This window comes from Neorhizobium galegae (assembly GCF_021391675.1).
Taxonomy (GTDB): domain Bacteria; phylum Pseudomonadota; class Alphaproteobacteria; order Rhizobiales; family Rhizobiaceae; genus Neorhizobium; species Neorhizobium galegae_B.
In genome coordinates this window covers 853353-878066 of sequence record NZ_CP090096.1, presented here as the reverse complement: position 1 = coordinate 878066, position 24714 = coordinate 853353, and the positions used below count along the sequence as shown (strand labels likewise).

Sequence of the window (24714 nt, the reverse complement as noted above, 5' to 3'; positions counted from 1 at the left end):
ACCTTATATGCTTCCTTTGAAAACAGGATAGTTGTGCGCCGGGACAAGGCGTGGGGCAAACGAAACTATCCAGCCGGGGAACGGATCATCCGAAGGAACCACCGAGAATGACGAGCCTGCAAAATGACCCGGCCGGAGAGCGTCGCCATCTCCTGCGATCGATGCTTGGCGAGGACCTTGTCCTGACCGACATAGATGCGATGGCGCGGTACTGTCGCGATTGGCACGGCGACGTGACCAGTGCTGCGGTCGCCGTCCTGAGGCCTCGGTCGACGGATGACGTGGTGGCTTGCGTGAAAGGCTGCCGTGACCTCGGCCTCACGATTGTCCCGCAGGGCGGCAATACGGGCCTCGTGTTGGGCGGCATTCCCGATGCGCCGGAGCGTCAGGTTGTTCTCAGTCTGGAACGCATGAACCGTATCCGCAAGATCGATGTCGACGACTTCTCAGCCGTCGTCGAGGCGGGCTGCATCCTGTGGGAGCTGAAGGAAGCGATCGCCGCAGAGGGAATGTTCTTCCCGCTGGCGCTCGGTGCGCAGGGAAGCTGCCGTATAGGCGGCAACGTCTCGACCAATGCCGGCGGCATCAACGTGCTTCGATACGGCATGACACGCGAACTGGTGCTGGGCCTGGAGGTCGTGCTGCCGGACGGTACGATTTTCGACGGCCTCTCGACGCTCCGGAAAGACAATCGCGGCATAGACTTGAAACAGCTCTTCATCGGCGCCGAAGGCACGCTCGGCATCGTCACCGCCGTGTCGATCAAGCTAACGCCCAACCCCGATCAGGTGGCGACCGCCCTTGTCGGCCTTGCCTCCTTGGAGGACGCAATCACCCTCTATCGCCGTGCCCGGCGCGACTGCAGCGATTTGATGTCCGCCTTCGAATTCATGCCGCCCCTTGCCTTCACGCTCGCCCGGGAAGCCATCCCGGACCTGCCGATCCCGATGGCCACCGACTATCCCTGCTATGTTCTCATGGAGGTTTCCGGCTCCGGCCTCGTCGATATCGGCGACCTGATGCAGCGGTTCCTCGAAGGCGTCATGGAAGACGGAATCGTCCTCGACGGCGCGATCGCCTCATCACAGGCGCAGGCGCGAAACCTGTGGCTGATCCGCGAAGGAATGAACGAAGGCCAGGCGAAACGTGGTGTCCACATGCGCAGCGACGTTTCGGTTCCGCTCTCCAAGGTACCCGCCTTTGTCGCCGAGGCCGAAAAGGCGATCCACGGGGCGTTGCCCGACTGCGCTTGCGTCTCCTACGGTCATGTCGGCGATGGGAATGTCCATCTCAACGTTCTGCCATCCGTGGAACTGCCCTATGAGCAGCGGCTCGACAGGATCTACCAATCGAAAACCATCCTGAACCAGGTGCTTGACCGCTTCCAGGGAAGCCTCAGCGCCGAGCACGGCATCGGCCGCCTCAAGCGGGCGGATTTCGATGCGCGCCTTCCGGACACCAAGCGTCGGTTGCTGACGGCTATCAAGAATGCCGTCGATCCCGACATGGTGATGAACCCGGGCTGCCAGTTGAATTTTATTCGGAAGTCATAGAAGAGCGTCACAAGGGAGGGCCGGCGCCTTGGTAATGGACTTCAGCCAGATCAGACGAAACGAGCATCTGCCCGCACGGATCGCGTCGCAGATCGGACGCGAGATCAGTGATGGCCGGATTGCGCCCGGCGAAAAGCTGCCGACGGAACACATTCTGGCAAAGACCTTTGGCGTCAGCCGATCGGTCGTGCGCGAAGCGATCGCACAGCTTCGCAATGAGGGTCTGGTCGAGACGCGGCAAGGTGTGGGAGCGTTCGCCACCGATTTTGAGCACAGGCAGTCGATTCGCATCGAACAGGGCAATCTTGCCGACCACGCGAGTTTTCAAAGCCTGTTTCAGCTTCGGCTGCCCCTCGAGATCGAGGCGGCCGGTCTCGCAGCCGTCAATCACACCGCCGAAGACCTTGTGAAACTCGACGAAGCGCTCGAGCAGATGACGGGCGGAGAAAAGTGGACCGAGAAGGGCGTCCTCGCCGACCTTGCCTTCCATCGCCAGATCGCGGCCTCCACGCATAACGAGTACTTCCTGCTATTCCTCGGTTTTATCGCGGAGCGAATTCATCTGGCCATCAATACGGCCAGGGAGGCAGCCGTGTTGACCGAGATCGTCGAAGTGACGATCGCGGAACATGTCGCAATCCGCGATGCCCTTGCGAGCCGCGATCCCATCCGCGCCCGGGAGGCGATGCGCCATCATCTTCACGGTGCGGCAAGCCGTCTCGACCTTCAATTGAAAGTTTATTAAGCTTCCAGTCAGCCGCCTCGTTAGATCGATCCAGCGGATTTCCCGAAAGCGGCCAAGGGGCCGCTGGACAGCGAGTAAAACTCTCTTTAGAAATACCGCCGGTGGAGGGTTGTCAGACATCCTGACAATTGAGGGAGCGCGGGAGAGATCTTTGCGACGGAGGAGAGTCTGATCGCATACCAAATAGGAAACCGCATCGTGACGTCCAGCCTGCCGCTTGAGCCGCTGGTCGATGAAGCGGATCATCGGGGCAAACGCCCGGAGCGGAATTTGAGGTTGTCGGCGGTGACGAAGACCTTCGCTTGGCGCGGGCTCTTGTAAGAATTCGGGAGGGGAACATGCAAAAGGCAATCGATCTTTTTTTTAAGGCGTTGGAAGTCCTATTGATCCTGCTGCTTTCAGCAATGGCGATCATGGTGTTTGCCAATGTGGTTCTTCGCTACGCCTTCAATTCGGGCATGTCCGTCTCTGAGGAACTTTCCCGCTACTTCTTCGTCTGGCTGAGCTTCGTCGGCGCAGTCGTCGCATTTCGCGAACATGGTCACCTCGGCGTCGAAAGCGTCGTGGCGCTTTTCGGCCGCAAGGGCCGGCTCGTCTGCATGATCCTGGCTAACCTCGTCATCCTCGCTTGCTCGATGATCTTTTTCTGGGGGACTTGGCAGCAGTTCGAGATCAACGCCAGCATGAGCGCGCCGGTGACCGGCATTTCGATGATCTGGGTCTACGGCATCGGCCTGTTTACCGGCGCCGGCTTGTCGCTGATCGCGCTGGAGCGGCTGTTCCGCTATGTCACCGGGCGGGCGACGGCGGAGGAGATCAGCATCTTTGCCGGTGAAAACCTGACGATCGAGCAGATGGCGGAGCGTACCTGATGACCCTGATCGTCTTCATCGTATCGCTTCTCGGCGCCATGGCGATCGGCGTGCCGGTCGCATTTTCGCTGATGTTCTGCGGTGTCGTGCTCATGTGGTACATGGACATGTTCAACACCCAGATCATCGCTCAGAACATGATCGCAGGTGTCGATACCTTCACCCTGCTCGCCATTCCGTTCTTCATCCTCGCAGGAGAACTGATGAACTCGGGCGGCCTGTCGCGCCGGATCATTGATTTCGCGATTGCCTGCGTCGGCCATATCCGCGGCGGCCTCGGCATTGTCGCGATCATGGCGGCAATCATCATGGCGAGTATCTCGGGCTCGGCCGCGGCCGATACCGCCGCGCTTGCCGCCATCCTCATCCCGATGATGGCCAAGGCTGGCTATAACGTTCCGCGTTCCGGCGGCCTGATCGCCGCAGGCGGCATCATTGCACCGGTCATCCCGCCATCGATGGCCTTCATCGTCTTCGGCGTTGCCGGCAACGTCTCGATCACCCAGCTTTTCCTTGCCGGCATTTTCCCCGGCATCCTGATGGGCCTGTCACTGATCATCGCCTGGCTCATCGTCGTGCGGAAGGACAATGTCCAGCCGCTGCCGAAGGCGTCGACGAGCGAACGCCTGCGCGTCACCGGCCGTGCCGCCTGGGCGCTCGGCATGCCGGTGATCATCCTCGGCGGCATCAAGGCCGGCATCATGACGCCGACCGAGGCCGCCGTCGTCGCCGCTGCCTACGCGCTCTTCGTCGGCATGGTGATCTATCGGGAGCTGAAGCCAAGCCACCTGCCGCACGTCATCCTGCAGGCCGCCAAGACCACCTCGGTCATCATGTTCCTGGTCGCGGCGGCGCTGGTCTCCTCGTGGCTGATCACCGCGGCCAACATCCCGGCCGAGATCGTCGGTTACATCGAGCCACTGATCGACCGCCCGATGCTGCTGATGTTCGCCATCATGATCCTGGTGCTCGTCGTCGGCACTGCGCTCGACCTGACGCCGACCATCCTGATCCTGACGCCGGTCCTCATGCCGATCGTCAAGCAGGCTGGCATCGACCCGGTCTATTTCGGCGTGCTCTTCATCATGAACAATTCCATCGGCCTTATCACGCCGCCGGTCGGCGTAGTATTGAACGTGGTCAGCGGCGTAGCGCGTATTCCGCTTGGCAAGGTGACGGCCGGGGTCTGGCCGTTCCTGATTGCTGAGACGATTGTGCTGTTTCTGCTGGTCCTGTTTCCAGACCTCGTGCTCGTGCCTGCACGCTGGCTCCATTAAACCTGTCTCAAGCTCATCCATGGGAGGATAATATGAGAAAACTGCTGCTCACAACCACCGCACTTGCCATCGCTTGCGCATCGGCCGCACCGGCCTTTGCCGAATTCAAGACGCGCAACATCCGCGTTTCGAACGGCATCAACGCCGACCATCCGGTCGGCAACGGCATCGCCGCCATGCAGAAGTGCCTCGACGAGAAGTCCGGCGGCAAGATGAAGCTGACAGCCTTCTGGGGCGGGGCGCTCGGCGGCGACCTGCAGGCCACCCAGGCCCTGCGCTCCGGCGTCCAGGAAGCCGTGGTGACGTCGTCGTCGCCTCTGGTCGGCATCGTTCCGGCACTCGGCGTCTTCGACCTGCCCTTCCTGTTCGGCAATTCGCAGGAAGCCTACAAGGTGCTCGACGGCAAGTTCGGCGACATGATGAACCAGAAGCTGGATGCCGCCGGCCTTGTCAACCTCGCCTACTGGGAAAACGGCTTCCGTAACCTGTCGAACTCGGTTCGCCCGGTCACCAAATGGGAAGATTTCTCGGGGATGAAGGTTCGCGTCATGCAGAACAACATCTTCCTCGACACCTTCCAGAACCTCGGTGCCAACGCCACCCCGATGGCCTTCGGCGAGGTCTTCTCGGCGCTCGAAACCAAGGCGATCGACGCACAGGAAAATCCCTATGTGACGATCGATACCTCGAAGTTCTTCGAGGTCCAGAAATACGTCACCGAGACCAACCACGCCTACACGCCGTTCCTCTTCTTGTTCTCCAAGGCAATCTTCAACACCTATGCCCCGGACGAGCAGGCTGCCCTTCGCGCTTGCGCGGTCGTCGGCCGGGATGTGGAACGCCAGGTGATCGGCGATCTCAACAAGAAGTCGCTTGAGAAGATCAAGGCGGCCGGCCTGCAGGTCAACACGCTTTCGCCGGAAGAGCAGCAGCGCATCCGCGAAAAGTCCGCGGTCGTCTATGAGAAGCACAAGGCTGCAATTGGCGCCGAGGTGGTCGACGCCATCGTCGCCGAGCTCAAGGAAGTCCGCAAGTAACGGAACGCGCCCGTATCCCGGATGTAGCCCGTCTGAGGAATGAAAACCCGCGGTGCCCCAAGGCGCCGCGGGTTACTTCATTCCGGAACAGCCGGAAGCACGCTCTGGCGCTTCTTGAGCATCTGCTCTCGGATGAAGATGAAGAGGCCGGACGCGACGATCAGGGCCGCCCCGACCATCATGCCGAACCGTGGGATGTCGCCGAAAAACATCCAGCCGAAGATCACCGCCCAGAGCAGCAGCGTATATTGAAGCGGTGCCACGGTCGCGGCATCGGAAATCTTCAGGGCGCGGTTGACCAGCATATGCGCCGCCATTGCGACGATACCGAGCAGCCCGAGCAGAAGAAGATCGCGGCTCGATGCGATCGGTGACCAGTCCATGGGCGCGAAGGCAAGGCCGGCGATACCGGCGCCCACGACCTGGAAAAAGACCAGCGCACTATCCGGCGTGCCGCGCAGGAAACGCCCGGAGATCAGCATGAAGGCAAAGGCGGCGCTGCCGACGATCGAAATGACGGCCGGCATGCTGAACATGGCGCTCGAGGGTTCGAGCGTGATGATGACGCCGACGAAACCGACGGCGATCGCCGTCCAGCGCCGCCAGCCGACCTTTTCACCGAGCAGGAAGGGCGAGCACGCCGCAACGTAGATCGGCGCCGCCAGCCAATAGGTCATGACGTCGGCGAGCGGCAGGTACATGACCGCATAATAGAAGCAGAACACTTCAGCCGTCGAAAACGCCACGCGGAAGAACTGCATGCCGGGCCGTTCGACGGCCAGCAGATTGCCAAAACCCGCCTTCCAGACCATCGGCACGAGGAGGATCAGTGCTGCAAGGCTGCGGATCAGGACAACCTGACCGAGCCCGTAGTTTGCAACGAGCCATTTGCCCATGGCATCGTTCAAGGCAAACATCAGCATGCCGAGAAGCATCAGCATCGGGCCGGTCATGCTCGCGGTCTTGAGCACGGTCGCCGAGGATATCGTCATTTCATTGCACCTTAGAGAATGGAGGCGTCGGACGTCCGCCGGCTGACGGTGAAGGCTCGATCGAGCTCGGGGTTGAGCTCCAGCCCAAGACCCGGACCTGGCGGCACGGTGATCATGCCGTTTCTTACCTCCGGCAGCGCCGTCACCAGGTCCCGGTACCATGTCCTGTAGAATGCGCGCACGCTTTCCTGCACCAGCGCGTTCGGCGCGTTGAGAGACAGATGCGTCGAGGCGCAGAGGACCACGGGACCGGTGCAGTCGTGCGGCGCGACCGGCAGATGCCAGGCTTCCGCCATGGACGCGATCTTGCGGGCCTCCGAAAGGCCCCCGCACCAGGATATGTCGAGCATGACGATGCCGGCAACGCCGGTTTCCAGGTAATCGCGAAAACCCCAGCGGGTCGCGAGCGTCTCGGAGGCTGAGATCGGCGCCGGCGAAACTTCCGCATACCGCTTGAGACTCGACAGGCTGTCCATCTTGATCGGGTCTTCATGCCAGAAGGTCTGGTACGGTGTCAGGGCCTTGGCGATCTGCATGGCCGGCAGGAGTTGCCACATGGAGTGGAACTCGACCATGATATCCATCCTGTCGCCCACGGCCTTGCGGATCTTCTCGAAAGGCTGAAGCGCAAGTTTCAGGTCCGGCATCGAGATATACTGGCCCTTCGTCCTCTCCGCAGCCGCGTCGAACGGCCAAATCTTCATCGCCGTGATGCCCTCTTCGAGCAGCGATTCGGCCAGTTCGTCGGCACGATGCAGAAAGCCGTTCAGGTCGTCATAAGTGGTGCCCCCGGTCAGACCGTAGTTGGCTGTCGCCTGGCCGGTTGCCTTCTTGATATATTCCGTGCCGGCGCAGGTATTGTAGGTGCGGATTTCCCTGCGGCTGAAGCCCCCCAGCAGCTGGGCGATGGGCTGGTTCGTGACCTTTCCGAAAAGGTCCCAAAGGGCGATATCGAACGCGGAATTGCCCCGAACCTCCGCGCCTGATGAACGAAACCCGATATACCCGACCAGTTCCTGCGCCAGGAGGTCGATCTGGAGCGGGTCGCGGCCGATGACCCGCGGAGCCACGTATTCGTGGATATAGCTCTCCACGGTCTCTGCCCCGAAAAAGGTTTCGCCGAGGCCGGTAATACCCTCGTCGGTGTGGACCAGTACCCACAACAGGTTCGCACGCTCTGCGACGCGCACAGTTTCAAGCTTGGTGATCTTCATTGCTGCCTCCCTTGCGAATTCAACCACAGGCCTTGGCCTTTGGTAAGGCAAGACCCGCTATTTTGTCGCCCACAGGATAATCATCAAAGCGGAGCCTGCCGGCGCAGATCAAAAATTCTGAAAGCGATGAAAAAAAGGAGCGGACAGATCGTCCTTGTTGCCGAGCGCCTGCAGAGCAAGAGCAAGGCGTGCAAAAACGGATGACAGGGACGGGTTCGCCGCCATGAGATCACAGCTTCAGGCATCGCAGACCGCAACGAGCCCGTCGCATCGCGGCAATGCGGGGCGTTCGGCTCCTGCTCTTCCTGCAGGGCCAAACGTCAAACAGTCCCCTGCCCCGGCGCTGCAGCCGGCAAACCAGAGAAAGCAGCCAGATCACTGTCGGCGGTGGCCTGGCTGAAAACCGGCACAGGCTGTCGGCCGCTTGACGCTGACTGGAAAGCCATTGCGTGGCCATCGGCTTGCGCAACGGGGATGGAGACATATGCAATCGTCAAGGCAGACCGCGGAAGCGGCGACATTCCAGAGTTTTGCGAACTGCTATCTGCGGGAGGTCAGTTCCGGCACCCGGATTGTCCACCGCAGCATCAGCGGAGCGGTCGATGCCATCGAATGGCCACTGCCGCAGCAGCAGATTCTCTTGCGCGCGGAGATCGTCTCCGCGTCCGTCTGCGGACCGCAGCATTTCGGCAGGTTGTGGACGCGCACCGCATCCGATATGTCCTGGCGGGCGGTCGAGCCGATGTCGGCGCTGCATCTCCTCCTCCAGGAAGCCTACCGGCAAATGGAGGGCGACCGGTCCGATGCCCTGCGCAGCTTTGAACTGGAGCTGCTGGTGCGTGTTCTCGACAGCTACCAGCAGATGACGCTCTACCTTGAAAAGGCCTCTCCCGCGCCGCCGGACGAGGGACATTTCATCGAGGCGGAACAATCGCTCGTCTTCGGCCACTGGCAGCATCCGACGCCGAAGAGCCGGCAGGGCATGACATTCTGGCAGCAGGAGCGATATGCCCCGGAACTGCGCGGACAATTCCAGCTGCAGTATTTCGCCGCCAAGACCGAACATGTCCGCGAGGCTTCAGCGCGAACGATGCAGGCGCACGAAATCATCCGCTCCGAACTTGGCGCATCCGGAGCCGATCTCGGCATCGACCCGGACGAGTGCCTCATACCCATGCATCCGCTGCAGGCTGAAGCGCTGCTTCTCGATCCGAGCATCCAGGCGATGCAGCGCGACGGCCGCCTGCGTCATCTCGGCCCCGCCGGGTCTCTCTTCACCGCGACGTCATCGGTACGTACCGTCTACAGCCCTCATTCCGATTGGATGCTGAAGTTCTCGCTTCCCGTGCGCATCACCAATTCCGTCCGCATCAATCGCCGGCCGGAGCTTGAAGCCGGGGTAGCGATGGCAAAACTGATAAAGGGCATCGGCTTTGCCGAGCGCTCCAAAAATTTCCACATCATCCAGGATCCCGCCTACATCACCCTCGATATACCGGGTCGCGAGGAAAGCGGTTTCGAAGTCATCTTGCGCGAGAATCCATTCAAGGGCGCAAGGGCACAGGGCGTCGTGACGGTCGCCGCCCTGACCGCCGACCCGCTTCCTGGCGACCTGTCGAGACTGGAGCGGACCATCCGCAAGCTCGCAGCAAGAGGCGGCGACGGTATTTCAAATACTTCGCTTGCATGGTTCCGCCGTTATCTCGGCTGTGCCGTGGAGCCATTGATCCGACTCTACGATGACTACGGGGTGGCGCTCGAAGCCCACCAGCAGAATACTCTCCTCGATATCGGCATGGGTTATCCGACCGCCAGCTACTATCGCGACAACCAGGGTTTCTATCTCTCCGAGCGCTACCGCAGCCTGCTTGCCGGGCATGCGCCGGAAACGGAAACGATCGCCTCGCTCTATTTCGCGGATGCCGAAATCCGTGACCGGTTCGCCTATTACCTGATCGTCAACCAGGTCTTTTCCGTCATCAGCCGCATGGGCCATGACGGAGTTTGCGACGAGGCTGTCCTTCTATTTGCCCTGCGGGCGCATCTCGAACACTGCGCCGAAACGATGTCCGGCGCCGGCCGGGATTTTGCAAGGCATGTTCTCGATCTGCCGACGATCACGTCGAAGGCCAATCTCACGACCCGCCTTTTCGATGTCGACGAACTGCAGTCGAGCAGCGTGCATTCCCTGTATCGGCCGATCCCGAACCCGCTGAGGGTTCCGATCGCGCTTGCAGCACCGAGGACCGGCCATGCCATTGCCTCTTGAAGCCGCGGGAGAACCTCGCGATCGCGTCATCCGCCAGCTCGTGGCGGCACTGCTGTTCGAGGGCGTCATTGAGATGCGCGAAAGCGCCCGTGACGGTGCGACGCAATTTCAGTGGACGCTCGGCGGCCGGGAATTCCGGTGTCTCGGCACGATCGGCCCGTTCGGGCGCGCCCGCATCGCGAAGGGTTCGGTGGAGATGCGAGCCGTGGATGGCCATTGGGAAAGCGCCTCGCTCGGCGCGATCATCCCGTCATTGCCCGGCACCGGGATCACACGCGGCAAGCTGCTCGGCGAGCTGGAGCAGACGATCGCCTTTTCCGAATGGAACCACCAGAATTTGCCTCAGAAGAACCGCCGCGCCCTCTCCTTTGTCGAACTGGAAGGTGCGGTCGACGAAGGGCATCCGTACCATCCCTGTTACAGAGCCCGAACCGGATTTTCGTTTGCCGATCATGCCGCCTACGGACCGGAAGCCGGGCAGGCATTCCAGCTCGTCTGGCTGCTCGTCGCGCAAAAACATCTCGCTCAGGCGCTACCGGGCATCAGAGACGCCTTCTGGCGTGCCGAGCTCGGCGACGAGACCTGGACAGTGCTGGAGGCGAGGCGGAAACAGCTCGGCTTGCCGGCCGGGGATTTCGGGCTGGTGCCACTCCACCCGTGGCAATGGAAAGATCTTGGCGAAACCATGCGCGCGGGGTGGATCGCCACGGGAGAGGCGCATTACCTCGGCCCCGCGGGAGATCGTTACCTGGCGAGCCAATCGGTCCGGTCCCTGTTCAATGTCGACCGGCCGCTCGCGGCAAGCATCAAGCTGCCGCTCAACATCATCAACACTTCGTCCCGCAGGACGCTGGAGCCGCATTCGGTCTGCACGGCGCCGGTACTGTCCGCCTGGATTGCCGGCATCGTCCGCGACGATCCGTTGTTCGGCCGGGAGTTTCCCCTCACCATCCTGCAGGAATATGCAGGGGTCATCGCCGATGCCGGAGGTCCATTGGCCGGCCAGCTGGGTGCGATCTGGCGGGAGAACGCCGAGGTGACGCTGTCGCCCGGCGAGGCAATCATCCCGTTCAACGCCCTGATGATGGTCGAAGCGGACGGAAAGCCCTTCGCGGATGAGTGGATCGAGCGTTTCGGCCTCATGCCATGGATCAACCGGCTTCTGGAGGTCGCCGTCCTGCCTGTCTGGCACCTCCTTGTCGCCCACGGGATCGCGGTTGAAGCCCACGGCCAGAACATGCTGCTCGTCCACCGGGACGGCTGGCCGCTGCGGCTTATCCTGCGCGATTTCCACGAGAGCGTGGAATTTGCGCCCGATTTCCTGCACGAGCCGAAGAGAGCTCCGGATTTCGCTTCGCTGAACCCACTCTACCGCCACGCGGAACCGGATCAGTATTACTGGACGGACAATCTCGATTCCCTGCGGGAACTCGTGATGGACACGCTTTTCGTGTTCAACCTGGCCGAAATCTCGCATCTTCTCGACGTCTGTTACGGACTTCCGGAATTCCGCTTCTGGCAGCGGGTCGAAAGTCTGCTCGCCGGCTATGCGCAAGAGCGGGGCATGCAGCACCGGCAATCGCTGCTGGGGCATGACCGCGCGCTCATCCTCACTGAATCCCTGATCACCCGAAAGCTCCTCGCGCTGAGGCCGGAATATCACCACGAGGTGCCGAATGCCTTGGCTGCCAGGACGTCTGAACGAAGGAGAAAGCCATGATCCAGATCGATGGACGGCTCTACGATCACGCCTATTTCGATGAAACATCACGACGCATCGCCGCGCAGATCGGCCTTGCTGAAAACGACAGCGGACGCTACGCGGTCTGCTTCAGCGAGGCGGCGCAATGGCTGTCCCTGTTCTTCGCCATCCGCAAGGCCGGCGCCAGCGTCCTGCCGATTCATCCCGGCACGCCCTATGCCGCCGCCCGAAAACTGGCGATCACGGCGAATTGCGACCGGCTTTTCTACAACAGCCTGACGGCCGAAGTGCTCGATGCGAGGCAAGAGGCCCCTAAGCCGGGCCGGCTGCTGCATATGAGTTCGGGAACGACCGGGGCAGCAAAATGCATCGCCCGGCCCTGGGCCGAAATCGACCGGGAAGTCGAAAGCTATGTCGCAACCTTCCGCGAACCCGAAGGCATGACGCCGGTCATCGCTTGCCCGACCACCCATTCCTACGGGCTGATCTGCGGGATTCTCGTGGCCCTTAAGCGGGACCAGATCCCCGTCATCGTCGAGACCGCCAATCCGAAATTTCTCCTGAAAGTGCTGCGCGAGACCGAGCGGCCGCTCCTCTATTCCTCCCCCGCGATCCTCCACACGCTCTCGCGGCTTTTGCCCGAGGGAGAAAAGCTTCATGCGGCGATGACCTCCGGCACACTGCTGCCCGATCCGTGGTTCGTGCAGATCCGCTCACGAAGCGAGCATCTCTTCCAGCAATATGGCTGCTCGGAATCCGGCTGCATTGCCATCAACCCGGACATGCGGGCCGCAGGCGACATGGGTTTCGTCCTGCCGCATCTGACGGCCGAGACCGGATCGGGCGTTGACGATACCGGGGAGATCGTCGTCCGGAGCGATGGCGGCGCGGCAATCCACACCCGCGACCTCGGCTACCGCCGCAAGGACGGCATGCTGGTCTTCGTGTCGCGCATGGACGACATGATCAACGTATCGGGTCTCAACGTCTATCCCGGCGACGTGGAGGATGCGGTGATGGCCATGCCTGGCGTTACCGACGCCGTCGCCTTCCGCAAGAGCGACCGTTTTGCCGGCGAACGCGTGGCCTTGCTCTACAGCGCCAATCAGCCGGTGGCACCGCAGGATATCCGCGAATGGTGCAGCCGCCATCTCGCCAGCCACCAATTGCCGATGGAAATGATCCAGGTCGCAGACGTTCCCCGCCAGGCGAACGGCAAGATCAGCCGCCGCGAGGTCGCGGCCCGCCATGCGGCCGGCGAGTTCACCGGCCCCGAAGCAGGAGTTGCCTCATGACGCGCGAAGATATTCTCGAAGCCGTCCAGGCCGTGCTTTCCGAGCACATGGCCCATCCGCATATGAGTGGCTTCGCACCGGAAGCGCGCCTCAACGAGGATCTTTATCTCGATTCCGTTCTGATCCTGCAGATCTTCCTCAATCTCGAGCTGGAATACGGCCTCGCCATGCCGGAAGAGGCGATCGCGCGGCAGGAACTCGACACGGTTGCGGATCTCGTGGCGCTCTATGTGCCGAAGGCCATCATTCCGTCATTCCCGATGACAGGCGGGACGGCAGATGAGGGCGTCCATGGTGAAGCCTATTACGACATCAAGGTGCATTGCTTCGTCAGTTGCGTCTGCGATGGTCTGAAACGGCAGGGACTCGACCAGCGGCCCTTCTATTTCGGGGTCTGGGATGCGAGATTCACCGTCAGCGAAAGCTTCCAGCTCCTCTATCATTCGCCGGAGATAACTCAGGACTTCTTCCGCGACTGGTTCCAGCGGCTTTACCAGGTCCAGGTCCGGGAATGGTACGACCCGGCAAAATCGAAGAGCGACAACCTCGCCACGCTTTTCCATCTCGTCGACAGCCGCCCGGACACCGGCTCGGTCATAGTCATGCTCGACATGTTCCATCTTCCCGAGCGAGAGAACAAGTTCAACCAGAACCCCTTCCCGCATTACCTGATGCTGCAGAAGACCGCCGACCCGGACAAATGGTTCGTGCATGATCCCGATTACCGATGGGAAGGCGAGATCGAGCGGGAAAAGGTGATCCACGCGATCATGCAGCCGACGGTCGGCGGCGGTTACGTCTTCGACAACGCACAGGCACGCAATCCGGCGCCGGAAGATCTCAGGGATTATTTCGAGGCCTGCTTCGTCGCAAACCGCAATCCGTTGTCCGACGCCGTACGCGGCATCGTCACAGCCCATATCGAGGGCCGCGATGGGCTGCAGCTGGCGAACCTGGCATCAGCCGTTCGCGAACTACCGGTGATCACCATCCGCAAATATGCCTATGAGCACGGTTTCGCTTTCTTCTGGCGCGCCCTGAAACTGCCTTCCGCCGAATTCGAGAGCTGGTGCGAAGAGATCGAAGCGCTGGTCCAATCGCTGAAGAACCTGCACTACGCCTGCATGAAGCTCGGCCAGACCGGCGACAGGAACCAGGCCGGTGCAGTCTTCGAGCGCCTTGACGAGGCCGACCGGCTGGAACGCAAACTGAAGGACAGGCTTGGCGAGGTCTTTTCCGATTGGTGCGACCAAAATGTACCGCTCACCGCCCCGAGACTTAGAAGAGCGGCCGGATAGGGCTGAAACCTGCATATATCTCGCCGCTTCGCTTCTCCTGAAGTGTCGCGGCGGGTCGGAGGGACTGATGACGGCAGCAAAGGCAACCCGGCCTTTGCTGCCGTCATCATAATATGACTATTGCATTCAAGTTTTTGATGGTAGATATGCGTCGCATGATAGGTAGTCCAACCGTGTCATTCATATCATCGACCCATCCGTTGCATATCGTGGCGAGCGCGGGTCAGCATATTAGACGAGCTCAGATACTCTGACCCCATGACCTTGGAAGCTGAAAGTCGTCACAGCCTCTATCTCGCCCACCGCTCGGCGCTGGTCGACTATGCCGCCCGGATCCTGGGCTCCCGTGAGGCGGCCGAGGATATCGTGCAGGAAGCCTATCTGCGTTTCGCGCCGGGGAAGACGACCGGCGAATCGGCGCGCCAGGGGCTTGCCTATCTCTATCGCATCGTCCGCAATCTCTCCTTCGACGTCCTGAAGCGCCGCAAGATCGAGTATCGTGGCCATGCCGAAGACCCGCCCTTCTGGACCATTCCACAAGCCGCCGACAATCCGGAACAGACGGTGATGTTCGGCGACGAGGTGCGCGTTGCGGCAGCAGCACTCGATGCGCTTCCAAGCGAGATCCGGATTGCCGTGGAAATGTACCGGTTCGGTGGCCATACGCTCGAAGGCGTAGCCGACCACCTGGGCATCTCCGTCGCCACCGCCCACCGCCACGTGCGGACCGCCATGGTCAAGATCGCCACCGCGCTCGATAGAAAAAACGCCTGAATATTTCTACACATGCGAAAAATCCGGACCAGCCAATCGTTCCTACGCAAGAAGGGGAATTTCGGATAGAGATCGCAAGACATCCGAAGCAGGTTGAGACTTGGCAGGGCACGACAAAACGGACGAAAGCATTCTGGAGGAGGCGATGGACTGGTTCCTGCGCCTGCGCGAACCACATCGTACAGCCGCCGACGAGCGTGATTTCAGCCTCTGGTTCAACCGGTCGCCTGCAAATCGTGATGCCTGGACGAAAGCCTGCAAGACCTGGGAGCTGATGGGCGAGACGACGCCCATCCACGAGGACCTCTGGCGACCGGCCGGCCAAGCGAAAATGCTTGCCGCTCGCCACCGACGGCGCGTCTGGGGTGCGGGCGCGGCGCTGGCGCTGGCGGCCTGTCTTGTGCTGGCGTTGGCCGGCCCCTCCCTCTTCATTCGCTACCGGGCAGATTTCACGACGGCAACGGCCGAGCTGCGCAAGATCACGCTCGAGGACGGCAGCGCGGTCGAACTCGGCGCCGAAAGCGCGATCGATGCGGATTTCGCCAACGGCGCACGGCATGTGACGCTGCTTTCCGGCGAAGCCTTCTTCGACGTCAAACATGATCCGGCGCGGCCCTTTACCGTCACCGCAGCCGGCGTGAAGGTCACCGTGCTCGGCACCGCGTTCGACGTCCATATCAGGCCCGAAAATACCACGGTGGAACTGGTTCGCGGGGTGGTCGGCCTCACGGTCGACGGCGCGGCGCGCACTTTCGAGCTTTCTCCCGGCGATTCCGTGACCGTCAGCCGCACAGATGGCCAGGTGTCGCGGGCAAGACTGGCGCCGGAAGACATGGCGGCCTGGCGGAACGGGCGGCTGTTCGTCAACGACGTGACCGTCGCCTCGGTCGTCGAGGAACTACAGCGCTATCATTCCGCGTGGATCAGCATCCCGAGCGGCGATCTCGCCAATCGGCGCGTCACCGGCCTCTACGATCTCTCCGATCCCGATCGGGCGCTCGAAGCGCTGGTCCAGCCCTATGGCGGCAGGGTGCATCACATCTCGCCCTATCTCAGGGTGCTTGCGCTTTTCTAGGCCGTTAAAATTTCCTGAAAATTTTTGCGATGCGGTGAAAAAAGCGCCGGGCGCAGTCGTCTTTACCCTGAAGCGCAGGCCGGGGGGCCTTGGCGAACACAGTGTAGCAGGAGACGGGGCAGATGATTTTGCCGGTGAGTGGAGTAGTGCGCGGCGTGGGGGCGAAGGGCAAGCGGAACGCTTTTGCAGTCAGTTTGATGACAACGGTCGCAGCCGCCGCGATTGGCGGAAGCGCGATCTTCGCGTCCCCCGCCCTCGCCCAGACGGCGACGCGCAGCTTCGATATCCCGGCTCAGCCGCTTGCTTCGGCTCTCAATGCCTTCGGCCGCCAGTCCGGCCTTCAGGTGACGCTGGCTGCCTCGACCTCCCGCGGCGTCGCCGCGCAGGCCGTCAGCGGCAATCTCACGCCGGACCAGGCGCTCGCCCGCATGCTCGCAGGGACGGGCGTGAACTACAGGATCGCCAACGGCACGGCCGTCATCGGCACCCCCGCAAATGCTTCCGGCGATGTGCCCGCCGAAGGAGCCACGACGCTGAGGCCGATCGTCCTGCAGGGCCAGCCGGGTGCCGAAGGCGATGTCGGCGAAACGGTCATCGGACCCGAGCAGCTCGAGCGCATCAACCCGACCGACCTCGCGGACGTGTTCCGGGAACAGGCCGGCATACAGGTGGGCAGCTCGCTTCCCATGTCGCAGAAGGTCTATGTCCATGGAGTCGAGGAAACCAATCTCGCCATCAGCATCGACGGCGCGCGCCAGAACAACAAGGTCTTCCATCACAACGCGACCAACCTGATCGACCCGAGCCTCCTGAAGGCAGTGGACGTGGACGCAGGCATCGCGCCGGCTGACGCCGGTCCCGGCGCGCTCGCCGGCTCGATCAACTACGAGACCAAGGATGCGATCGATCTTCTGGCGCCGGGCAAATCCTTCGGCGGCTTCGTCACATCGACCTACAACTTCAACAGCGATACGGTGACGACTGGGCTTTCCGCTTACGGCAAGCATGAGGGCTTCGAGTTCCTCGGCTACCTGACCTTCGGCAAGGGTGATGATTTTGTCGGCGGCGCCGGAAGCGAGGTTTCCGGGACAAGCACAGATATCATTAGTGGCCTTGGCAAGCTTGCCTATGAGTTCGAGAGCGGCGACCGCATCGAGATCAGCCACGACCGTGTGGTCGACGATGCGCCCCGTCCATTCCGTGCGAATGCCGGCTTCGTCGATACGGGCCGGCTCTGGGAGCCGCGCATTCGCGACTATCGTCTCGAACGGCAAAATACAGTCCTCACCTACACGGATACCAGCCCGGAAGGCTGGTGGGACCCGACTATCATGCTGGCATATAGCGGAACGGAGGTCAGCGTACCGGTTTATGGTTCTCCGGGCCTCCTCTATACCGCGATCGGCGAGACCACGAGTTTCAACGGCAAGTTCGAGAACAAGTTCTCTTTCGAGATCGGCAGCATTACCGCCGGCGTGGACTTCTATAACGACCGGACGGAGCTTGAAGCGTCTACGGATTCCGGAAGGGAAAAGGCGAGCAATATCGGAATTTATGCGCAGGCACGGCTTGAGCCTTGGGAAAGAACCCGGCTTTCCTTCGGCGCCCGTGGTGATCATCAATGGTTCACAGGCGTCAACGGCTCGCAATTCGACAATAGCGGCTTGAGCGCCAACATTTCAGGCGAATACGATCTCACTGATTTCCTGACCGCCAAAGCCGGCTTCTCGCATGTTTGGGCCGGCGTTCCGATGGCGGAGACCTTCAACATCAATCCGGTCTGGAGCTACGGCCCCGATGGCCCGGAAGTAGTCACGGCGGACAATTACATGATCGGGCTCGAAGCCGAATATGAAGGTTTCACCGCCGAAGCCAACCTGTTCCGCACAGATATCAACGATGCCCGTGTTGCGCGCTACAGTCCGGCTGCCGCCGGAGCGCTCCTCAATCACGATCTGAAATCCAAAGGTTTCGAGATCGGTGCCGGTTATGAGTGGTCGAGCGGTTATGTTAAGGTGAAATACGCCCATATCGACGTCGATATCAACGGCCGACCGGCGGATTCCGAAACGGGGAACTACCTCGCAACGCCTGTGGGTGACATCATCACGGTCACCGCCGCACACACATTCTCGGACTGGGGGCTGATAATCGGCGGCGACATCGAGATCGCTCCGGAATACGATCATATTGCATCGGGCTCTCCGCCCTTCAGGGCCTATGAGGTGGTCAATATCTTTGCCGAATGGAAACCGGAAGCTCTGCCCAACTTCACATTCCGTGCCGAGGTGCAGAACCTGCTCGACAAGACCTATTCCGACCGTGCCACCTATGGTCAAGAATTTGGCAACGTGACCCCCCTCTACGAACCGGGCCGCAGCTTCCTTCTGACCGCCAAGGCGACGTTCTGAAGAACATGATCATGCGTTCACATGACCGTGCGGCAACCGCGTTCCCGGTTGCCGCGGAAGTATGGGTGAGATAAGTGGAGAACAACATTCATCTTAAGGAGAGAGCTTTGTTACAGGCGACTACGGAATGGAGCACGGAGCACGGCGGAAAATACCTCGTCCAGTTGTGCAAACATTTCGCGCACAGGATCGACGTCTCCTATTCCGAGACCCATGGGGAGTGCCGCTTTGCCTGCGGCACCGCCATTCTCGATGCGGATGACGGCGGCCTCAGGATCCTCGCGACGGCAGCCGACGAGGAACAGCTGACGGAAACGGAATCGGTGATCGAGAGGCATCTCGTGCGCTTCGCCTTCCGTGAAAATCTGGAAGCCCTGCAATGGCAGAGACCGGATCGGGCCGCCTGAGGCCAGATCCAGCATTCGGCCCAGGTCAAGACATGGTGAGAGAATGAACTTGAGGACGATCGCGGCTTTTGCCGCTTTTGCTTTTTCAGCCCTCCCCGCGCACGCGGTGGATATCCTGACTGCCAAGGGCCTGGTGCAGATTGCCGTCTCACCCACCAAAATCGCGGTCCTGGATATCGCGGCGCTCGATACGCTCGATCGCCTCGGCATCAAGCCAGCCGGCGTTCCGCAGAAGCTATACCTCCCGCAACTGGAGCCTCTGAAACAGGGCGCGGAAATCGTCGGCGATCTTTTCGAGCCCGATCTCGAGGCTCTCAGCGCGCTCGGTCCGGACCTGATCATCGTCGGCGGCCGCTCCTCGACAAAGGCTTCGGCGACCGCGCAGGTTGTGCAGACTATCGACATGACCATGGATGGCGACGACCTCGTTGCCCAGGCCAAGGAACGGTTGGCTGCCTATGGCGTGCTCTTCGGCAAGACGGCCGAGGCCGCTTCCGCCGTGGAGGAACTGGATGCCCGGATAAAAGCCGCCAAGGCAGCGATTGCCGGCAAGGGTAACGGCCTGATCATCATGACCAACGGGCCGAAAGTCACCGCCTATGGTCCCGGCTCGCGCTTCGGCTGGGTGCATGCCGCGCTAAACCTGCCGGCGGCAGTGCCCGACATCGAAGCCGCCAATCACGGCGAAGCGATCTCCTTCGAGTTCATCGCCAAGGCAAATCCCGACTGGCTTCTGGTGCTCGACCGCGCCGCCGCGATCGGTTCCGGCGAACAGGGCGCCAAGACGACGCTCGACAATGAACTGGTCGCCGAGACGACAGCCTGGAAGAAGAACCAGGTGATCTATTTGCCGGCCGCAGAATTCTACATCGCCGCCGGCGGGGTGCAGTCGATACAGCGGGTCGTCGCGACCATCGCTGAGGCGTTCACCGCCGCCAGATGAGCATTGCCGCCGCCAAGCAATCGTCGAAAACGGGGTGGATCGCCGGCCTGATGCTTGCGGTCCTTTTTGTTTTCAGCCTTTGTGTCGGGGTCGGCGACATGCCGATCATCCGGCTGTTCTCGGACGGGCGGGTGCTGGAACTCCTGCTCGTCAGCCGCCTGCCCCGGACACTCGCGGCGATCCTTACCGGCGCCGGCCTGGCGATCGCCGGGCTCATCATGCAGACGCTTGCCCGCAACCGCTATGTGGAGCCCGCAACCGCCGGAACGGCGCAAAGTGCCGAACTTGGGATCCTGCTCGTCACCCTGCTCCTTCCCTCCGCCAGCCTTCTGTTCAAAAGCCTGGCGGCGAGTGCCGCCGCTCTTCTCGGAACCACGCTCTTCCTGATGACCGCGCACCGGCTTCCGCCGACGCAGCCCTTCCTCGTGCCGCTCTTCGGGCTCGTCTATGGCGGCGTCATCGGCGCGGCAGTCACCTTCGTCGCCTGGCAGGCCGACCTTCTGCAATATCTCTCGGTCTGGACCAATGGCGACTTTTCCGGCGTCCTGCGCGGCCGTTACGAACTGCTATGGCTCGGGGCACTGATGGTGGTGATCGCCTGGATCGTCGCCGACCGGCTGACGATCATGGCACTCGGCCGCGATGCCAGCATCGGGCTCGGCCTTGATTATGCGCGCATGCTGCAGCTCGGGCTGGTCATCGTCTCCGTCATTTCGGCCTTGAGCGTCGTGGTTGTCGGCATGATCCCCTTTGTCGGCCTCGTGGTGCCGAACATCGTCTCCCGACTGATGGGCGACAATATTCGCGGCACGCTACCTTTCGTGGCCGCCAGCGGCGCGATCCTGGTGCTCGGCTGCGACATCCTCGGGCGGTTGATCCGCCATCCTTACGAAATTCCGGTTGGAACGGTGATGGGTTGCGTCGGCGGGCTGATCTTCCTTTGGCTTCTGTTCCGGCGGCCTTCCCATGTCTGAGCGCCGGCACATGCCCGATCGCCGGCTTCTCTGTCTTGCCGGAGCAGCCCTCCTCTGCATCGTCGCCTTCATGACGATCGGCCTGCGCGGCAATATCGGCTTCGTGCTCGCCCTGCGCGCCATGAAGCTTGCCGCCCTTCTGCAGGTGAGCGTGTCGATCGCCGTCTCGACGGTGATCTTCCAGACAGTCACCAACAACCGTATCCTGACACCGTCGATCATGGGTCTCGACGCGCTTTACCTGTTCGGCCAGATGCTGCTCGTCTTCCTGCTCGGCGGCCTCGGTTATGCGGCGCTCGACGCGCAGCTCAAGTTCGGCGGCGAGATTATCGTACTGATGGCACTGGCAACGGGCCTCCTCTTGCCGATGCTCCGCCGCCGCACCGACATGGGTCTGATGCTGCTCGCCGGCATCATCTTCGGCATCCTGTTCCGCAGCCTGCATTCCCTGCTGGCACGCCTGATCGATCCCAATGATTTCGCCGTCGTCCAGGGCGCGAGTTTCGCCAACTTCAACGACGTCCGCACCGACCTTCTCGCCTTTGCCGCCATCCTCACAATCGTCGGCATCGTGATTGCCTGGAGGGCCCGGCATGTGCTCGATGTCATGGCACTCGGCGCCGATACGGCGACCGGGCTAGGGATCAGCTGGTCGCGTACCGTTACCGGGCTGCTGCTGCTCGTCTCGGCGCTTGTCGCCGTTTCGACGGCGCTGGTGGGGCCTGTCGCATTTTTCGGCCTCCTGGTCGTGGCGCTTGCCGAACGCGTCGTCGATACGCGCAGCCACGCGGCTCTGATGCCAGCCGCCATGCTGACGGCCGTCATCATCCTCGTCGGCGGGCAGGCGCTGTTTCAGCATGCGCTGGGCAGCAGTTCGACACTCGGCGTCGTCATCGAATTCGTCGGCGGCTTCGCCTTTCTTGTTCTGCTCGTTTTCGGGAGCCGCAAATGATCCGGATAGAAGACGTCTCGCTGCGGCACGGCCAGACGCAGATCCTCCACGACATTTCGCTGACGATCCCGAAGGGCGGCATCACCGCTCTGGTCGGTCCGAACGGCGCAGGCAAGTCCTCGCTCCTGTCGCTCATCGCCAGGCTGCAGCCGTTGCAGGCCGGAAGGATTAGCATCGACGGTTTCCCCGTCGACACGACACCGAGCCGCGATCTCGCCCGGATCCTCGCCATCCTGCGGCAGGATTCGATCGTCACCAGCCGGCTGCGCGTGCGCGAACTCGTGGGCTTCGGCCGTTTTCCGCATGGACGTGGACGCCTGACGCCCGCTGATTACGCGATCATCGACCAGTCGCTGCAGCAGTTCGACCTGACGGATCTTTCCGACCGCTTCATCGAAACCCTTTCCGGCGGCCAGCGGCAGCGGGCTCTGGTGGCAATGGCCTTTGCCCAGGGGACGGACTATCTGCTGCTCGACGAACCGCTCAACAATCTCGACATGTATTTCGCCCGGGAACTGATGCGTTCGCTCCGCAAGATCGCCGACGAAAACGGAAAGACCATCGTCATCGTGCTGCACGACATCAACCAGGCGGGTGCTCACGCCGACCGGATCGTCGCAATGAAATCCGGCCGAATTGTCGCCGACGGCAAGCCTTCCGACTTGCTGACGCCCAAAACCCTGCAAGCCATCTTCGGTTTCGAGATGCGGGTGGAAACGTTCGACGACACGCCGGTTGTCCTGCATTTCCGATAGCTTGAGGACCTTCAACGGGGCGGAAATAGTAAAGCTGCCCGGGCAGACGACCATCTGAGCCTTCGCCATCCAACCATGAAGAATATCAGCTCGTTGCGCCGTTGACAAATTGTCGACAAAGTGATGACATATTCTTATCAAGGCAGGGATGGGGCAGTTGACGGAAAGACCGAAAGAAATTCGGAGCCGGGAAAGCAAGCGGGTACCGATGGGGGTGGCTGCCAGCAGCAGCCACGCCAAACGTCGCGAGCATCTCGTAGATCCCACTGCCGATGCCTTCAATCAGGCGCCCTGCGCTGCCGCAATCGGTAGGGAGTTCCCCGCGTGACGCCAACCGCCTCTACCCCTCTTCTGGCCGTGGATGACCTGTCGGTCGAGTTCGGCGCCTCCCGCGTCATCGAGAACCTGAGTTTCTCCGTCTCCGCCGGCCAGACGGTCGCCATCGTCGGCGAGTCCGGTTCGGGCAAGTCGGTGACGTCGCTGTCGATCATGCGGCTTGCAGACATGCTCGGTGCCAACTATCCGACCGGACGCATCCTGTTCCAGACCGCAGGCGGCGAGATCGATCTCCTGAAACTCGACCAGAAGAGGATGCGCAGCATTCGCGGCAAGGAGATCTCGATGATCTTCCAGGAGCCGATGACCTCGCTGAACCCTGTCTTCACGATCGGCGATCAGGTAGCCGAGATCCTGAAATTGCATGAGGGCAAGTCGAACAGCGCGGCACTCGCCGAGGCGAAGCGACTGCTCGACATGGTCCGCCTGCCCGATGCCGCGGAACTCTTGACCCGCTATCCGCACCAGCTTTCCGGCGGCATGCGCCAGCGGGTGATGATCGCCATGGCACTCGCCTGCCGACCGCGGCTGTTGATCGCAGACGAGCCGACGACGGCGCTCGATGTCACCATCCAGGCGCAGATCCTCAATATCCTGCGCGACCTGCAGAAGGAACTCGGCGCCGCCGTCATCTTCATCACCCACGACATGGGCGTCGTCGCCGAGATGGCGGACGACGTGGTGGTGATGTGGAAGGGCAAGGCAGTCGAAAAGGGCAAGGCGCTCGATATCTTCGAAAAACCCGTCAATGCCTATACACGCACGCTGCTCGCAGCGGTGCCGAAGCTCGGCAGCATGACCGGCGAAGAGTTTCCCAAGCGCCTGCCGCTGACCGTCCTTGAAAACGGCGAGCCGAAGCTTTCGGGCGTCGAGCGCATCCAGAATACCGCCCGCTACGATGCCGCTCCGCTATTGTCGGTGCGCGATCTCGTGGTGCGCTTCGACATCAAGAAGGGCCTGCTCGGCAAGGTCACTCACCGCGTCCATGCCGTGGAAAAGGTCTCTTTCGACATCCATCCGGGCGAGACGCTGGCGCTGGTTGGCGAATCCGGATCGGGCAAGTCGACGATCGGCCGCACCATCCAGCAGCTTCAAAAGGCAACGGCCGGCAATATCACCTTCTCGGGCAAGCCGCTGTCGGCGATGAGCATGGCCGAGCGGCACAATCTGCGCCGGGACGTGCAATATATCTTCCAGGACCCGTTCGCCTCGCTCGATCCGCGCAAGACGGTCGGCTTCTCGATCGCCGAACCGATTCGTACCCACGGCCTTCTCGACAGCGAGAAGGAGATCGCAAAAACCGTCGATGCCCTGCTCGAACGGGTCGGCCTCACCTCCGTGCATGCCCGCCGTTACCCGCACGAATTTTCCGGCGGCCAGCGCCAGCGCGTCTGCATCGCCCGCGCACTTGCCTCGAAGCCGAAGCTGATCATCGCCGACGAGGCACTTTCGGCACTCGACGTGTCGATCCAGGCACAGATCATCAACCTGTTCATGGACCTGCAGGAAGAGCGCGGCCTCGCCTATCTCTTCATCAGTCATGACATGGCCGTGGTCGAAAAGATGAGTCACCGGGTGGCGGTGCTCTATCTCGGCCAGATCATGGAATTCGGCAATCGCCGCCAGATCTTCGAAACGCCTTCGCACGACTATACGCGCCGGCTTCTTTCGGCCGTGCCGGTCGCCGATCCGCGCCGGCGCAAGCCGCTGGCGATGATCGAGGGCGACATTCCGAGCCCCGTCCGGGCGGTCGGCAACGAACCGGTGCTTCTTGCCCGGGAGGAGATCGCGCCAGGACATTACGTGGCACGCGGTGCATGACGATTTGACATT

20 protein-coding genes are annotated in these 24714 nt (G+C 61.6%); 18 read left to right on the top strand and 2 right to left on the bottom strand.

Annotated features, from left to right (window positions below):
* The first annotated feature begins 107 nt into the window (after positions 1-107).
* The 5 genes from LZK81_RS26855 (at position 108) to LZK81_RS26835 (ending at position 5484) form a co-directional block, all read left to right on the top strand.
* A complete protein-coding gene (locus LZK81_RS26855) occupies positions 108-1553 on the top strand; it encodes an FAD-binding oxidoreductase (protein WP_233956994.1) in 1446 nt (481 codons plus the stop codon).
* Positions 1554-1587: 34 nt separating this feature from the next.
* A complete protein-coding gene (locus LZK81_RS26850) occupies positions 1588-2298 on the top strand; it encodes a FadR/GntR family transcriptional regulator (RefSeq protein ID WP_046609697.1) in 711 nt (236 codons plus the stop codon).
* Positions 2299-2636: 338 nt separating this feature from the next.
* Positions 2637-3170: a TRAP transporter small permease gene (locus LZK81_RS26845; RefSeq protein WP_046604736.1), complete on the top strand. Its 534-nt coding sequence runs from the start codon at positions 2637-2639 to the stop codon at positions 3168-3170.
* Positions 3170-4447 (top strand): TRAP transporter large permease, encoded by a 1278-nt coding sequence (locus tag LZK81_RS26840; protein ID WP_046604737.1) that lies wholly within the window; start codon positions 3170-3172, stop codon positions 4445-4447. Before LZK81_RS26845 ends, LZK81_RS26840 begins: the two co-directional genes overlap by 1 nt.
* Before the next feature lie 32 nt (positions 4448-4479).
* Positions 4480-5484 carry a TRAP transporter substrate-binding protein gene (locus LZK81_RS26835; protein ID WP_233956992.1) on the top strand — a complete coding sequence of 335 codons (1005 nt, stop codon included), beginning with the start codon at positions 4480-4482 and terminating at the stop codon, positions 5482-5484.
* A 77-nt stretch (positions 5485-5561) separates the two neighbouring features.
* Here LZK81_RS26835 and LZK81_RS26830 read toward each other — a convergent pair whose 3' ends face one another.
* Together LZK81_RS26830 and LZK81_RS26825 are read right to left on the bottom strand one after the other, a co-directional pair.
* Positions 5562-6476, bottom strand: a complete 915-nt coding sequence (locus LZK81_RS26830; protein ID WP_233956990.1) for a DMT family transporter — start codon at positions 6474-6476, stop codon at positions 5562-5564.
* Between the two features lie 11 nt (positions 6477-6487).
* Positions 6488-7690, bottom strand: coding sequence for a mandelate racemase/muconate lactonizing enzyme family protein (locus LZK81_RS26825; protein WP_233956988.1), 1203 nt, complete (start codon positions 7688-7690; stop codon positions 6488-6490).
* A gap of 484 nt (positions 7691-8174) precedes the next feature.
* Between LZK81_RS26825 and LZK81_RS26820 the strand changes: the two genes are divergently transcribed.
* The 13 genes from LZK81_RS26820 to LZK81_RS26760 all read left to right on the top strand — a co-directional run bounded on the left by LZK81_RS26820 (position 8175) and on the right by LZK81_RS26760 (position 24702).
* Entirely contained in the window at positions 8175-9959 is a 1785-nt protein-coding gene (locus tag LZK81_RS26820; RefSeq protein WP_233956986.1) for an IucA/IucC family protein, read from the top strand.
* Positions 9943-11679 (top strand): IucA/IucC family protein, encoded by a 1737-nt coding sequence (locus tag LZK81_RS26815; RefSeq protein ID WP_233956984.1) that lies wholly within the window; start codon positions 9943-9945, stop codon positions 11677-11679. The genes LZK81_RS26820 and LZK81_RS26815 overlap by 17 nt, the downstream gene beginning before the upstream one ends.
* Positions 11676-12956, top strand: a complete 1281-nt coding sequence (locus LZK81_RS26810; RefSeq protein WP_233956982.1) for an AMP-binding protein — start codon at positions 11676-11678, stop codon at positions 12954-12956. The genes LZK81_RS26815 and LZK81_RS26810 overlap by 4 nt, the downstream gene beginning before the upstream one ends.
* The gene (locus LZK81_RS26805; RefSeq protein WP_233956980.1) at positions 12953-14254 is read left to right on the top strand and encodes a DUF6005 family protein; all 1302 of its coding nucleotides are present in this window, start codon (positions 12953-12955) and stop codon (positions 14252-14254) included. The genes LZK81_RS26810 and LZK81_RS26805 overlap by 4 nt, the downstream gene beginning before the upstream one ends.
* A 258-nt stretch (positions 14255-14512) precedes the next feature.
* Positions 14513-15028, top strand: a complete 516-nt coding sequence (locus tag LZK81_RS26800; RefSeq protein WP_046604744.1) for a sigma-70 family RNA polymerase sigma factor — start codon at positions 14513-14515, stop codon at positions 15026-15028.
* Between the two features lie 100 nt (positions 15029-15128).
* Positions 15129-16103: a FecR family protein gene (locus LZK81_RS26795; protein WP_233956978.1), complete on the top strand. Its 975-nt coding sequence runs from the start codon at positions 15129-15131 to the stop codon at positions 16101-16103.
* 197 nt (positions 16104-16300) lie between these two features.
* Positions 16301-18514: a TonB-dependent receptor gene (locus tag LZK81_RS26790; protein WP_233956977.1), complete on the top strand. Its 2214-nt coding sequence runs from the start codon at positions 16301-16303 to the stop codon at positions 18512-18514.
* A 107-nt stretch (positions 18515-18621) separates the two neighbouring features.
* Entirely contained in the window at positions 18622-18921 is a 300-nt protein-coding gene (locus tag LZK81_RS26785; protein WP_233956975.1) for a DUF2218 domain-containing protein, read from the top strand.
* A 43-nt stretch (positions 18922-18964) separates the two neighbouring features.
* Entirely contained in the window at positions 18965-19864 is a 900-nt protein-coding gene (locus tag LZK81_RS26780; RefSeq protein ID WP_233956974.1) for a siderophore ABC transporter substrate-binding protein, read from the top strand.
* Positions 19861-20838, top strand: coding sequence for an ABC transporter permease (locus tag LZK81_RS26775; protein WP_233956972.1), 978 nt, complete (start codon positions 19861-19863; stop codon positions 20836-20838). The genes LZK81_RS26780 and LZK81_RS26775 overlap by 4 nt, the downstream gene beginning before the upstream one ends.
* Before the next feature lie 10 nt (positions 20839-20848).
* Complete coding sequence (locus LZK81_RS26770; protein ID WP_233957833.1) at positions 20849-21790, top strand: iron chelate uptake ABC transporter family permease subunit; 942 nt, start codon at positions 20849-20851, stop codon at positions 21788-21790.
* Positions 21787-22545 (top strand): ABC transporter ATP-binding protein, encoded by a 759-nt coding sequence (locus LZK81_RS26765; RefSeq protein ID WP_233956971.1) that lies wholly within the window; start codon positions 21787-21789, stop codon positions 22543-22545. Before LZK81_RS26770 ends, LZK81_RS26765 begins: the two co-directional genes overlap by 4 nt.
* A 324-nt stretch (positions 22546-22869) precedes the next feature.
* Positions 22870-24702 (top strand): dipeptide ABC transporter ATP-binding protein, encoded by a 1833-nt coding sequence (locus tag LZK81_RS26760; protein ID WP_233956969.1) that lies wholly within the window; start codon positions 22870-22872, stop codon positions 24700-24702.
* Positions 24703-24714: the final 12 nt, after the last annotated feature.